Below are 13,322 nucleotides of genomic sequence, written 5' to 3' on the forward strand. Positions count from 1 at the left end.
TTATTTGTTTTTGCCTTGAGCAAATAAACTATCTAATTTTTGTTCATAGTCGTGGTAACCAAGGTAATCATACAAATCCATACGCGTTTGCATTGTATCCACTACCTCTTTTTGGTCGCCTTTTTCTAAGATAGACGTATATACCATCTCTGCCGCTTTATTCATTGCTCTAAAGGCACTTAATGGATACAAGACCATCGCAGCACCCCATTCACCCAATTGTTTTTTATTCCATAATTCGGTTTGCCCAAACTCTGTAATATTGGCAAGGATAGGTACGTCTAATACTTCTGAAAATGCACGATAATGCTCTTCAGTTTGCACTGCTTCAGCAAAAATACCGTCAGCACCAGCAGCGATATAGGCTTTTGATCTTTCAATAGCGGCTTCTAATCCTTCTTGAGCAAACGAATCGGTGCGCGCCATAATAAAAAAGTCTGGGTCTGTTCGCGCATCTACTGCTGCTTTAATGCGGTCGACCATCTCTTCTACTGATACAATTTCTTTATTTGGACGATGTCCACAACGTTTTTGTGCAACCTGATCTTCCATGTGAACCGCCGCGGCACCGGCTTTTTCCATATCTCTTATCGTTTTAGCGATATTGAATGCACCGCCCCAACCAGTGTCTATGTCTACCAGTAAGGGTAAATCACAAGCTGACGTAATGCGCTGAACGTCAACAATAACGTCATTTAATGATGTCATGCCTAAATCGGGTAAACCGTAGGATGCATTGGCAACCCCCTCCAGATAAATAAATTGCTTGGTGACCAATTTGTTTTGCCATCATTGCTGAGTAAGCGTTAATAGTTCCAACGATTTGAAGTGGATGATTGTCAGCTAATGCTTGACGGAATTTTTTTCCTGCGCTCATAATTTCACTCTCTTAAATAGTAACTGGGGTTTACACCAATTTATTTGCAATATTGTTTTTTGAATACATGATATGACGACGCATTAACATCTCAGCTAACTCCTCGTCTCTATTTTGAATGGCACTGACGATATGTTTGTGTTCATCAAATGCGGTTGTGATCCTCGGACCTGACATACCTAATTGAACTCGATACATCCGAACTAAATGATAAATACCATCAACTAATAAGGAGATAAGTTGTTTGTTTTTACAACCGAGAATGATTCGATAATGAAAATCTACGTCACCGGCCTCTTGGTAATAAGAACCTTCTTGCTCAACTTTGTTGGCATGACTTTCTAACAGTTGATTTAATTCTTCAATCTCGTTAGATGTCATGTTCTTGGCCGCTAATCTTGCAGCCATGCCTTCTAATGATTCACGAATTTGATAAAGTTCTACTAAACCATTTGGAGACAAAGAGACAACTCTTGCCCCAACATTGGCTTTACGTTCAACTAAATGACAAGACTCTAATCGATTGATGGCTTCTCTGATCACCGCACGGCTTACGGTATACTTTGTCGACAATTCAGCTTCACTAAGTTTACTACCAGCGGCTATTTCACCTTCAACAATTGCATACCTTAACTTAATGAAGGTTTTATCTGACGATGTAATTGCTTGTTCTAGTTGAGAGTTAAACATAAACGTTATTATTAGCTACTTTTTACCAAGTTGTCGACAATCTAGTCTTAAATAACTATTTCGTCAAGTAATCCAGCCAACTTTGTCGACACATTTGCAAAATATACCTATAATAGGTATTTTGAAGCGTAAATCGGCCTTCTGTTTATAACCTGTGAATAACCCTGTTAATGGTGTGCATCGCTCTGTGGGTTAAAATGTATAATTACATAAACCTTTGATTTAAAAGAGATTAATATTCAATTAAAGTACTTTTTTTTATCTTTTTTGTTCTAAACTAATTCCATCGTCAACATTAAGTAAGTAGATGTTGCCCTAGTGAGAAATATCATTTCATCACTAGCACAGTTAGCGCACGGCTCATGAAACGAGCCATTCTCTGGCCCAGGCTAAATTGTTCTGGGCTTTTTTTTGCTTAAAATTCAAGCATGTTAATTTTATATAAATGTAAATAAGTGTTGTTAATAAAATCAAGACAAAAAAAACCCGTTATATTTAACGGGTTTTTTGCTTAATATTCGTATCTAAAAAAATGACTTTTTAAATTCAATACCCCAGACAGCTGGTTCATTAACCACGCCGGTATTATTGTTAAAATCTATACCTGCTTTTAAATTGTCTTCATCGGTAATATTACGTCCGAATAACGCCACTTCTAAGTCAAGATCATAATTAAAGTAACCTACTCTTAAGCCAAGTTCAAACTGTCCGTCTGTAACATACTCTTCTGTTTGATATATGTATAAACTTGTTTCACCTTGGTAAGCATAATCAGAATAAATAAAGACTTCACCGCTATCTCCCATAGGGAAAGCGTAGCGACCTGTTAAGGTTAGAATCGTTTCAGGTGCATTTGGGAATGGATTTCCGTCTACGTAAGCTGCACTGCCATCAGAACTTAATGGATCTGTTGGAGTACACTGACCTGAACCGCAAACACCAATTAATAAACTTTCGTCTTGTAATTCTGTTTTGTTATATGAAAAACCTGCCGTAATTAGTAAGTTTTCATTTACTCGGAATTCAGAATCTAGCTCAAAACCGGTTCCAACACCTTTACCTGCATTAGTTAAACCTATGCTATTACCATTACCACCTACAGCAGTTAATTGAATATCGTCAACTGTATAATGGAATACTGCCCCGTTTAAACGAATTGTATTGTTAAATAAGTCAGATTTAAAACCAGCTTCGTAAGACATTATTGTTTCGGCTTCTGCAACAGAAGGCATTCCTTCAAAAGCAATATCACGTCCTTGAATTGATTGCGCTCTAAAACCATTAGAAATACGAGTATATACACTCATATCATTATCAATTTTGTAGTTGGCCATTGCTTCCCAACTAACTTTAGCTTCACCAACGTTTACAGGGGCATACTCTTGAATTGTTGCCGCACCAATAACTAACGCAAAGCCATCTTTGTTTTGATCACCCACTGACAATGATTTGTCATCATCTGTGTAACGTAAACCACCAATAACGGATAATTGATCATTAACTTGGTATGTTGTTTGGCCAAATAAAGCCCAAGTTGTGTTTTCATGGAATACTTCAGTCGCACCAAAAAATCCATCGATACTGACAACACTAAATGAAGAGTCATAATAAAAACCACCGGCTTGCCAGCTTAATTGGCTATTGCCATTACTTGAGAAGCGAACTTCTTGGGTAAATTGTTCTAAATCATTTAATTGATCTTCTGTCACGGCTGAGAATGGTATAAAACCAGGTTCCGATGAACCATCTGCGTTATTCACACCACCATCTATATCGCCTTTACCACGTCCTTCCGCAGTTTCCATCGCGGTAATAGAAGTAACAGTTATGTTACCTAGGTCATAATTTACATTTACGCTCCAACCATCTGCATCATAAACTTGTGGATTATTATCACCGTCATCATACTTAACAGAATCACGGTCATAATTTTCATTGAGTTTGTTACTGCCGGTCGTTAAAACATTGGCGCGGAAAACCGATGAAGTCCCATCTAGAGAGCGAGAGTGGAAGTTAAATAAAACATCTAATTGCTCAGTTGGGTTATAAGCTAATTGTATACGGTAAGCTGAGTCTTTATGACCACCAAACGCATTCTCTTCATTTGTATGAGCGTTATCAATCCAATCATCTTTTGATTGCTCTAACACTGAAATTCTTGCAGACAATGTATCCGTTAAACCACCACCAACAGCACCAACAAAGTTAGTTAACCCATAGGTTCCAACTCCACCTTTAACATAGGCTTCAAAATCATCTGTTGGTTTACGGCTCGTAAATTTAACGATGCCTGCAGTTGTATTACGCCCAAACAAGGTACCTTGCGGGCCACGGATCACTTCAACTTGATCAACGTCAAAAAGTGGGAAACTTTTTAACACAACATTTTCCATTACTACGTCATCCATAATAATAGAAACCGGTTGCGAGGCTGCTAAATCGAAGTCTGAATTACCTAAACCACGCATATAAAATCGAGGGGCAACACGTCCATTCGACGATTCTGCATAAAGACCTGGTACTCGTGTAGCTAAAGATAAAATGTCATCACCAGATGAAAACATGTTTTCAAATTTTTCACCGGATAATGTGGCAATGGAAACAGGTACATCTTGAATAGATTGTGAACGTTTTAATGCAGTTACTGTGATCTTCTCTAATTTAGAATCATCTTTTTTGTCTGCTTGTTCGGCAGCAAATGAGGACATTGAAGTTAATAGAGCTGCTTGAATACTAAGAGCAATTGCCGCTTTTTTCATGGTTTTCGTGGTTTTCATGTATTTTCCAGTGGTAAATTGTTGTCTTTAATTGGTGTTGTAACTTTGTTTTGTTGCTTGGTTTTGATTGTTAAATTAATTGGTCATTTAACTTTGTTAATATTAACTCATACGACCAGATATATGTAATTTATTTATAAAAGATAAGATAAAAACATATAATATCAAATATAGAGCTTAAGGCAGATTGTACCTCACCTGAATATATAAATACTGGACTTTAATAGTGAATTTCAACCCAAATAAGGCTTATGATCAATAATGTTGAATTTAGTTTTTAGTTGTAAAATATACGTTTTGTTCTTCGCTATAAACTCATTGAACTGTAAAATTACATCTTTATGTTTAATAGTAGATAGGTGGTAATCATACACTTCATACTTAAAGTCTTTGTTGATAATCAATTCGCCTTCCCGACCTAATTTCGCTAAATAATGATTAACCACGCTCATTTCTAAATCGATACCATCGAGTTGCCCTTCTAATACTTGTCTGACTAATACCATGGTGGATGGATGTTCAAATAAGTTAATTTGTTTATCTATGATCTTCTCAATCCAAATTGATGGATAAAACCCCAAAATAGTCCCTAAGACTTTAAAGTTATCTTCAGTCAAGTCGGAATCAGACTTAGTTAACGTCCCAGCAACTAATTCAAGTGTTGAATCACTAAATATTAAATTCTTGTGTGCATTTTTATCAGCGAACCAACGTGGGTTATCCGGATATTTAAAATCGATTTCATTTTCTTCAAGCCATTTTTCGAAACGTTTGATGGGTAATGGTACATATCTAAATGTATGCCCATATTGTTTCCCGAATTCATTAAATAATTCTGTTGTGTAGGTTGGAGTTGTTTGGTTGAAATCAAACAGAGGGTAATAAGGGATGTCTTCAACCCCAATAACAAATTCTTTACTAATGGCATGGCCGTTAATAATTAACAAAAATAAACAAAGCAATCTGGTCACTTTCGCCATTTACCTACTTCTTTAAAGTTAGAATTAGATGTTACGCATATTGAGTAATATCTTAAATTATATCCTATTTCGTATTTATACTACTTTTTTTAAAATTTAACTTGTTTGGAACTTGCAACTCGTTATGATCCCCCCAATAAATAACAGTAATTGTTTTAAAGGCGTATTGGAGTCGTTAATGAGTGAAGTTCAGCATCATAGTTTGATTATTTTAGGTTCAGGTCCTGCAGGTTATACTGCTGCGGTTTATGCAGCACGAGCAAATTTAAATCCTGTTTTGATTACAGGTATGCAGCAAGGTGGTCAATTAACTACGACAACTGAAGTTGAAAACTGGCCAGGTGATGCAAACGATCTAACCGGTCCTATATTGATGGAGCGCATGAAAGAACATGCAGAAAAATTTGAAACTCAAATTATCTTTGATCACATCAATTCTGTTGATTTCAGCAAAAAGCCATACTCATTAAAAGGTGACTCTGTAAGTTACACTTGTGATGCATTAATTATTTGTACTGGTGCTTCAGCACAATATCTTGGTCTAGAGTCTGAACAAGCGTTCATGGGTAAAGGCGTATCAGCTTGTGCTACTTGTGACGGTTTCTTCTATCGTAATCAAAAGGTAGCCGTAGTAGGCGGTGGTAATACTGCAGTTGAAGAAGCACTTTATTTATCCAACATCGCTTCTGAAGTTCATCTTGTGCATAGACGTGACACATTTAAAGCTGAAAAAATCTTAATTAAGCGTCTTATGGATAAAGTGGCTAAAGGCAACATTGTTTTACATTTAAACAAAACCTTAGATGAAGTCCTAGGTGATGATATGGGTGTAACAGGCGTACGCCTTAACGACACACAATCTGACGTTCAGGAAGAGTTTGATGTTATGGGATTGTTTATCGCTATTGGACATAAACCTAATACCGCAATGTTCGATGGTCAATTAGACATGAACAATGGTTATATAAAAATTCATAGCGGCCTTGATGGCAATGCGACAGCGACGAATGTAGAAGGTATTTTTGCGGCGGGTGACGTTTGTGACCATATTTACCGTCAAGCTATTACGTCTGCAGGTACTGGCTGCATGGCAGCGTTAGACGCTGAACGTTACTTAGACGCTCTATAAGTGTTAATTGAGGAGGGTTTTCCCTCCTCTATTAATCTTTAATTAAATTGAATAACACTCTTCATTATTTATCAGACGACCTTAATTGGTTTCCTTCACCGTCTCATGCTCTAGATGAACCAGCCGGTTTATTAGCTATAGGTGGCGATTTAAATCCACAACGTGTTTTTAATGGTTATCAGCAAGGAATATTTCCTTGGTACTCTTCGGATGAGCCTATTATGTGGTGGAGTCCAGATCCGAGAGCTGTAATAAATATTTCTGATATTAGAGTAAACAAATCTCTGAGGAAATTTTTAAACAAGTGTAATTATAGCGTCAGTATAAACACACAGTTTGATCAAGTAATATCACATTGCGCTAAACCCAGACCAAACTCTGAAGGTACGTGGATCATTTCAGAAATGAAGAGGTGTTACCAACAATTACATAAATCAGGCCATGCTCATTCCATTGAAGTATGGGAAATAGACAATAATGGCAAAAAGCTTGTTGGTGGACTTTACGGTGTTTTAGTTGGTAATTGTTTTTGTGGCGAGTCGATGTTTTCATTAAAACCAAACGCATCAAAATTAGCATTAATATGTTTAGCTAATTTATTAAAAGATTTTGAAGGTGCATTTATCGATTGCCAATTACCTAACCCTTATCTTATGAGCATGGGCGCGAGTCTAATATCAAGAGACCTCTATTTAGAACGATTGACGGATAGTCGAAAACAAAGGTTACCAATATCTGTTTTTTCTTCTAAGTTTATACAATGGCAAACATTTATTAGTTTATATGACTACCGTTAAATTTGGATTATCGACAACGTTTGATTGCGGTTACTTACCAGATCAAAAAGAGCAACTACTCGTTTATATTGATGAACAACCTTTGACGCCTATTATATATTCAGCCCTACAAAATCAGGGATTTAGACGTTCAGAAGATCATGTATATAAACCTCATTGTTCTAATTGTAATGCCTGCCAATCTATTCGTTTGCCCGTGTATACATTCAACCTTAAAAACAGTCAAAAGCGCATACTCAAGAAAGCCGATAAATTCAAAGTAAATTTAGCCAATAAAGTATCGGAGCAATATTACCCATTATTCGAAAAATACATTAATACTAAACACGTAGATGGGGTCATGTACCCGGCTAATGAAACCCAATTAGAAAGTTTTACCAAATGTGAATGGATGGATAAGGTATATATTGAGCTATATGATAACGAGCTCCTCATTGCTGTCGCGATTTGTGATGTGACACCAGATAGTTTATCTGCCGTTTACACGTTTTATGACCCTGAATATCTAAAATACTCTTTAGGGACTTTAATGATCTTGCAGCAAATTAATATCACCAAGCAATTAGATAAAAATTGGTTATATTTAGGTTATTACATTAAAGAGTGTGAAAAAATGAATTATAAAACTCGATTTACGCCTTATCAAATACGCACCCAAGATGGTTGGTTCGAATTTATCGAATAACACTAGGTTTATGTACATCGAGCACGTTTTAACGCAAAAAAATATAAGTTTTTATTCCTTTATAACTCCCTGATCTTTCAACTTACCAAGTTAAATACTATTTATTTCCAGTATTGCCTTTACTTTTAGAGCAAATTTGGGCAAAATCTGCGCTTATTTTTTTACGCTTACAAAACAGTCCCAGAGGTTATACGCTTAATGGCGAAAGAAGACGTTATTGAAATGCAAGGTACAATTTTAGACACTTTGCCAAATACTATGTTCCGTGTTGAATTAGAAAATGGTCACGTTGTGACTGCTCATATCTCCGGTAAAATGCGTAAACATTACATCCGTATTTTAACTGGTGACAAAGTAACAGTGGAAATGACTCCTTACGATCTTTCGAAAGGTCGCATTACGTTCCGTGCTAGATAGTTCGATTCGTAAATAAGTATAAAAAAAACCGAGATAATTCTCGGTTTTTTTATATCTACATTTTAATGGTTAAATTAAGCGAGCTCCATCTCGATTAATTTAACGTATTATTTTTTATCTAATAATTACGCTGTTTCGGCTACTTTAGTTTCGTAAGTAAAACTCAGTTCGTCTTTTTTAACACCGACTTTCACTAAACCACCAGAAACTAATTTCCCAAATAGAACTTCATTAGCTAAAGGTTTACGTAATTTATCTTGGATTAATCGAGCCATCGGTCTCGCTCCCATCGTTTTATCGTATCCCTTCTCACCTAACCATTTCATTGCTGGTTCTGAAATTTCCAATTCAACTTGTTTTTTATCAAGCTGTGCTTGTAACTCAACGATAAACTTATCGACTACTTGTAAAATAGTTTCTTCATTTAAGTGGTTAAACCATACGATATTATCTAAACGGTTTCTAAACTCTGGACTAAAGGTACGTTTGATTTCTTCCATAGCATCAGAACTGTGATCTTGATGGGAAAAGCCGATTGATTTTTTCGACACTTCCATCACACCAGCATTGGTTGTCATAACAAAAATAACATTTCTAAAATCAGCTTTACGGCCATTGTTATCCGTTAATGTCCCATGATCCATCACTTGCAATAAAATATTAAACACATCTGGATGCGCTTTTTCAATTTCATCTAACAACACCACACTATGTGGATGTTTCATTACCGCATCTGTTAATTGACCACCCTGTTCAAAGCCAACATAACCTGGAGGTGAACCAATTAAACGACTTACGGCATGACGTTCCATATACTCCGACATATCAAATCTTAATAATTCAATACCTAAGACTTTCGACAACTGTTTTGTTACTTCCGTTTTACCAACACCAGTAGGACCGGCAAACAAGAAACTACCAATAGGTTTATCTTCACTACCAAGGCCTGAACGTGATAAACGAATGGCTGCCGTTAAGGCATCAATAGCTTCTTCTTGACCAAATACGGCTAATTTCAGGTTACGATCAACATTTCGTAACACATCTTTGTCTGATTGCGATATTGATGTTTCAGGTATACGAGCAATTTTAGCGACTATCTGCTCGATAATGCTCACGTTAATTTGTTTTTTACGTTTGGATTTCGGTAACACTTTTTGATGCGCACCGGCTTCATCAATGATATCAATCGCCTTATCAGGTAAATGACGTTCATTAATATAACGGTCAGATAATTCAGCTGCCGCTCTTAACGCCGAGTTGGTATATTTAACACCATGATGTTGCTCGTAACGTTCCTTTAACCCAATTAATATCTTAGTGGTATCTTCCACACTTGGTTCTTCAACATCAATCTTCTGAAAACGTCTAACTAACGCTTTGTCTTTTTCGAAGATATTCCTGAACTCACCGTATGTAGTTGATCCCATGCAACGTAATTTGCCCGTTGCTAATAAAGGTTTAAGTAAATTAGAAGCATCCATTACGCCTCCAGAAGCAGCTCCAGCACCTATAATTGTGTGAATTTCATCAATAAATAAAATCGCGTGTTCTTGTGCTTGTAATTGTTTTAACAAGGCTTTTAACCGCTTTTCAAAATCACCACGATATTTAGTACCGGCTAATAAGCTACCCATATCTAAAGAATAAACAGTAGCATTTTCTATGACTTCCGGAACGGTTTTATTAACGATTTTAAACGCTAAACCTTCAGCAATTGCTGTTTTACCTACCCCAGCTTCGCCAATTAATAAAGGGTTATTCTTTTTACGACGGCAAAGTACTTGAATACAACGCTCTATCTCATGCTCTCGTCCGATAATAGGATCAATGCCTCCTTGTGTAGCCAATTCGTTTAAATTGATACACAAGCTATCTAGCGTGTTCTCCGCGTCTGCTGAACCATCTTCAGATTCAACATTTTCGCCATCATTACCATTTTCGTTTTGATCAACACCATGCGAAATATAATTAACTAAATCTAAACGTGTAATATCGAAACTTTTTAATACATAAACTGCGTGTGACTCTTGTTCTGAATAAATTGCAACTAATACATTCGCTCCAGTTACTTCTTGTTTACCTGAAGATTGAACATGAAATACAGCGCGTTGTAATACACGTTGAAACCCAAGTGTTGGCTGAGTGTCTTTTTCTTCTTCAGGGTCTTCTGGCAAATAAGGTGTGGTTTGAGCTATAAATTCAGCTAGTTCAGCCCTAATTTTATCTAAATTAGCTGAGCATGCTAACAATGCATCTTTAGCGTCGGAATTGTCTAATAGAGCCATTAATAAATGTTCAAGAGTCATGAACTCGTGACGGTGTAACTTTGCATAACGAAATGCTTCATTCAAAGTAACTTCTAATTCTTTGTTTAACATAGACACCCTCTTATATGGTCAAACGAATACTAAATATAAATTTAGTTATTCTTGTTCCATTGTGCATAACAATGGATGTTGATTGGCGCGAGAAAATTGATTTACTTGTGCTACTTTTGTCTCTGCAATCTCTGCAGTATATGTGCCGACTACGGCTTTTCCATCTTTGTGTACTTTAAACATTATATGATTTGCACTTTCCAACGTTTTAGAAAAAAACTTAACTAACACCGTTACTACAAAGTCCATGGGGGTGTAGTCATCATTATTCAAGATAACTTTATACATTGGCGGCTTTTTCAACTTACTTTTCGCAGCTTCTTTTAATAAGCCTGTACCGTGTTCACTATCTGTTATTTTTGGCATATATTCACAAATATTTCTGCATTAATGTTAATAAGTTACTTCCTTTATATAAATATATTAGTCAATTCACAAAACATAGTTGTTAAAACTTGACTATTTGCTTAAATTATCTACAGTATTTTATTGATCGCTTTAAATTTATACAAAAACTTACAACAACAATCGTTCAAAATTTAACAAAGGAAGTAGAAGTATGGCTCTCGGAAAAGTTAAGTGGTTTAATAACGCTAAAGGTTTTGGTTTTATTAAAGAAGAAGGTAAAGAAGAAGATATTTTCGCTCATTTCTCAACTATCACTATGGATGGTTACAAAACTCTAAAAGCTGGGCAAGACGTAGAATTTGACCTTACTGAAGGGCCAAAAGGCTTACATGCTATAAATATAAAACTTGGCGAAAAGTAAACATATTTTGAACAAACAGCACCCTCGTACATTGGGTGCTTTTTTATGCCTGTATAATGTTACAGATGCTCTATTATTTCTATGCCTAATAAGTAAGAGCCACCCTCTTCTTCTTGTGAACACCTAACCACTGTTGCATTTGCTTTTAATGCTGGCAGTTCAGGACTTGCACCTTCTAATCGGCAAATAACATTTGTCCCAACTTCAATAGGTTCGTCGGACTCTACCGCCATGCCTGTTGCACTTAAGTCTCTACAAACTGCGTCTAATTTTCGTCCGGCATCGGCATCTGAAATATCAATTTCAATATTTGTATTAACCATCATCCTGAAAAAATTGCGGTTGTCACTGTACTTAATCATACCGTCGCCTTTTTAATTATAATTCTGATAAATGTTCTATTTTTGTCATTAATTCAGTCATTTCAAAAGGCTTAGTTATATATGCATCACAACCAGCCATGAACCCTTCATTTACTTCTTCTTCGTTATCCAAACCTGTTAACAAAATTATCGGGATCTCTTTTGTTTCAGGCGTATTCTTTAATAACCTACACGTATCATAGCCGTCTAATCCTGGCATACAAATATCCAGTAGTATAACTTGTGGGGATTGTTCAATTGACAAAGATAATCCCTGCTGACCTGAAGATGCATAACTTAAGTTGTATTTACTCCCTAAAGCTATGTCTAACATTTCAAAATTAAAAATTTCATCATCTACTAATAACACGCGAATATTTTTCAATTTAATTCCCTAACTCCATGTAATTGAATTTATCACTTTCAGTTCAATAAGAATACTTAACAAGTAATATACAAATTTTCAATATCATTGCTATATTTAGTAAAAAATAAATTAAAAATTTTCTGACATTTATAACATAAAAAAGCTAAAAAACTGTTAAAATGTTTGACATTACAGTGATTTAAGATTGAAATTAGAAATAACAACTTTAATAGTTATCAAGGGAATTATAAAAATGAAAAAAACGGCTACTGCAATTGCACTCGTATTAGCATCAACTAATGTAGCAGCGCTGCCTTTGGTTGATTTTTGGGCTGGCGGTTATTCTTGGAATACTGCTTATAAAGGAGATATCTCTGCAACTGCATCGGGTGAACCATTCGACCTATCTTTGGAGAACACATTACAATTAGAAGATTCTGATAATAATGTTATTTGGGCTGCATTCGAGCATCCAATTCCAGTTGTGCCAAATATCCAAATTAGACAAACTACATTAGAAACCACAGGTATGGGTTCTATTGATAAGTCCTTTGAATTTGGTGGAGAAACATACAGTGGCAACGTAACATTAGATTCTAATGTTAATTTAAATCACACTGATTTAACGCTTTATTGGGGACTACCATTACCAGTTATTACTGTAGATTTTGGTTTAAACATTCGCCAATTTGACGGTGAACTAGCAATTAACACTGGTATAGCAAAATTAGACGCGCCTATTCCAATGGCTTTTGCTCGTGTTGGTGGTTATCTTCCATTTACAGGTTTATCTGTGATGGCAGAAGCAAACTATATTGGTTACGGTGAAACTAACCACATGGATTACCAAGTAGTTGCACGTTACACAATCCCTATGATCCCAGTTTTAGATATTAATGTTGAAGCAGGTTACCGTGCTTTCCAACTAAACATTGACCCTACTGATTTCGGTGGCGACAGTGATGACTTAACTGCAGATATCGATATGTCTGGTATATTCTTAGGTATTTCTTTACACCTATAAATATTTACTAAAATAAAAGAAAGGAGCAGGTTAATACCTACTCCTTTTTTTATGCTTGATGAACTCT

Annotated in this window: 13 protein-coding genes and 1 pseudogene; 6 read left to right on the forward strand and 8 right to left on the reverse strand. The window is 35.9% G+C overall.

Translation table 11 applies throughout. From position 1 onward, the window contains the following. The 4 genes and pseudogenes from prpB to RT723_RS02530 form a co-directional block, all read right to left on the reverse strand. Positions 1 to 877, reverse strand: a pseudogene (gene prpB, locus RT723_RS02515) (methylisocitrate lyase). 30 nt (positions 878 to 907) lie between these two features. After that, the gene (locus RT723_RS02520; RefSeq protein WP_216055906.1) at positions 908 to 1,567 is read right to left on the reverse strand and encodes a GntR family transcriptional regulator; all 660 of its coding nucleotides are present in this window, start codon (positions 1,565 to 1,567) and stop codon (positions 908 to 910) included. A gap of 524 nt (positions 1,568 to 2,091) precedes the next feature. Continuing rightward, complete coding sequence (locus RT723_RS02525) at positions 2,092 to 4,344, reverse strand: TonB-dependent receptor (RefSeq protein WP_315945769.1); 2,253 nt, start codon at positions 4,342 to 4,344, stop codon at positions 2,092 to 2,094. A 233-nt stretch (positions 4,345 to 4,577) separates the two neighbouring features. Continuing rightward, positions 4,578 to 5,324: a hypothetical protein gene (locus RT723_RS02530; RefSeq protein WP_315945770.1), complete on the reverse strand. Its 747-nt coding sequence runs from the start codon at positions 5,322 to 5,324 to the stop codon at positions 4,578 to 4,580. A 178-nt stretch (positions 5,325 to 5,502) separates the two neighbouring features. Here RT723_RS02530 and trxB point away from each other — a divergent pair, with 178 nt between their 5' ends. From trxB to infA, 4 genes are all read left to right on the forward strand, one after another. Next, positions 5,503 to 6,453, forward strand: coding sequence for a thioredoxin-disulfide reductase (trxB, locus tag RT723_RS02535; protein ID WP_315945771.1), 951 nt, complete (start codon positions 5,503 to 5,505; stop codon positions 6,451 to 6,453). Between the two features lie 47 nt (positions 6,454 to 6,500). Beyond that, entirely contained in the window at positions 6,501 to 7,250 is a 750-nt protein-coding gene (gene aat / locus RT723_RS02540) for a leucyl/phenylalanyl-tRNA--protein transferase (protein WP_315945772.1), read from the forward strand. After that, positions 7,237 to 7,935, forward strand: a complete 699-nt coding sequence (locus RT723_RS02545; protein ID WP_315945773.1) for an arginyltransferase — start codon at positions 7,237 to 7,239, stop codon at positions 7,933 to 7,935. Before aat ends, RT723_RS02545 begins: the two co-directional genes overlap by 14 nt. Positions 7,936 to 8,133: 198 nt before the next feature. After that, complete coding sequence (infA, locus tag RT723_RS02550) at positions 8,134 to 8,352, forward strand: translation initiation factor IF-1 (RefSeq protein WP_105053115.1); 219 nt, start codon at positions 8,134 to 8,136, stop codon at positions 8,350 to 8,352. Positions 8,353 to 8,477: 125 nt separating this feature from the next. Here infA and clpA read toward each other — a convergent pair whose 3' ends face one another. Together clpA and clpS are read right to left on the reverse strand one after the other, a co-directional pair. After that, positions 8,478 to 10,733, reverse strand: a complete 2,256-nt coding sequence (clpA, locus tag RT723_RS02555) for an ATP-dependent Clp protease ATP-binding subunit ClpA (protein ID WP_315945774.1) — start codon at positions 10,731 to 10,733, stop codon at positions 8,478 to 8,480. Between the two features lie 45 nt (positions 10,734 to 10,778). Beyond that, positions 10,779 to 11,099, reverse strand: coding sequence for an ATP-dependent Clp protease adapter ClpS (gene clpS, locus RT723_RS02560; RefSeq protein ID WP_216055913.1), 321 nt, complete (start codon positions 11,097 to 11,099; stop codon positions 10,779 to 10,781). Between the two features lie 193 nt (positions 11,100 to 11,292). Here clpS and cspD point away from each other — a divergent pair, with 193 nt between their 5' ends. Continuing rightward, positions 11,293 to 11,502 (forward strand): cold shock domain-containing protein CspD, encoded by a 210-nt coding sequence (gene cspD / locus RT723_RS02565; RefSeq protein WP_216055914.1) that lies wholly within the window; start codon positions 11,293 to 11,295, stop codon positions 11,500 to 11,502. Positions 11,503 to 11,561: 59 nt separating this feature from the next. Here cspD and RT723_RS02570 read toward each other — a convergent pair whose 3' ends face one another. Together RT723_RS02570 and RT723_RS02575 are read right to left on the reverse strand one after the other, a co-directional pair. After that, positions 11,562 to 11,864, reverse strand: a complete 303-nt coding sequence (locus tag RT723_RS02570; protein ID WP_216055915.1) for a PilZ domain-containing protein — start codon at positions 11,862 to 11,864, stop codon at positions 11,562 to 11,564. A gap of 16 nt (positions 11,865 to 11,880) precedes the next feature. Continuing rightward, positions 11,881 to 12,255 carry a response regulator gene (locus RT723_RS02575; RefSeq protein ID WP_315945838.1) on the reverse strand — a complete coding sequence of 125 codons (375 nt, stop codon included), beginning with the start codon at positions 12,253 to 12,255 and terminating at the stop codon, positions 11,881 to 11,883. A gap of 229 nt (positions 12,256 to 12,484) precedes the next feature. Between RT723_RS02575 and RT723_RS02580 the strand changes: the two genes are divergently transcribed. After that, complete coding sequence (locus RT723_RS02580) at positions 12,485 to 13,255, forward strand: TIGR04219 family outer membrane beta-barrel protein (protein WP_216055916.1); 771 nt, start codon at positions 12,485 to 12,487, stop codon at positions 13,253 to 13,255. The last annotated feature ends 67 nt before the right edge of the window (positions 13,256 to 13,322 follow it).

It is taken from the genome of Psychrosphaera aquimarina, assembly GCF_032461525.1.
GTDB classification, from domain to species: Bacteria; Pseudomonadota; Gammaproteobacteria; order Enterobacterales; family Alteromonadaceae; genus Psychrosphaera; species Psychrosphaera aquimarina.

Bases quoted from the DNA above. Each gene is read 5' to 3' on its own strand.
- trxB (WP_315945771.1), top strand. From the start codon at position 5,503: ATGAGTGAAGTTCAGCATCATAGTTTGATTATTTTAGGTTCAGGTCCT.
- RT723_RS02525 (WP_315945769.1), bottom strand. From the start codon at position 4,344: ATGAAAACCACGAAAACCATGAAAAAAGCGGCAATTGCTCTTAGTATT.
- RT723_RS02530 (WP_315945770.1), bottom strand. From the start codon at position 5,324: ATGGCGAAAGTGACCAGATTGCTTTGTTTATTTTTGTTAATTATTAAC.
- clpA (WP_315945774.1), bottom strand. From the start codon at position 10,733: ATGTTAAACAAAGAATTAGAAGTTACTTTGAATGAAGCATTTCGTTAT.
- RT723_RS02520 (WP_216055906.1), bottom strand. From the start codon at position 1,567: ATGTTTAACTCTCAACTAGAACAAGCAATTACATCGTCAGATAAAACC.
- RT723_RS02580 (WP_216055916.1), top strand. From the start codon at position 12,485: ATGAAAAAAACGGCTACTGCAATTGCACTCGTATTAGCATCAACTAAT.
- RT723_RS02570 (WP_216055915.1), bottom strand. From the start codon at position 11,864: ATGATTAAGTACAGTGACAACCGCAATTTTTTCAGGATGATGGTTAAT.
- clpS (WP_216055913.1), bottom strand. From the start codon at position 11,099: ATGCCAAAAATAACAGATAGTGAACACGGTACAGGCTTATTAAAAGAA.
- RT723_RS02545 (WP_315945773.1), top strand. From the start codon at position 7,237: ATGACTACCGTTAAATTTGGATTATCGACAACGTTTGATTGCGGTTAC.
- cspD (WP_216055914.1), top strand. From the start codon at position 11,293: ATGGCTCTCGGAAAAGTTAAGTGGTTTAATAACGCTAAAGGTTTTGGT.
- infA (WP_105053115.1), top strand. From the start codon at position 8,134: ATGGCGAAAGAAGACGTTATTGAAATGCAAGGTACAATTTTAGACACT.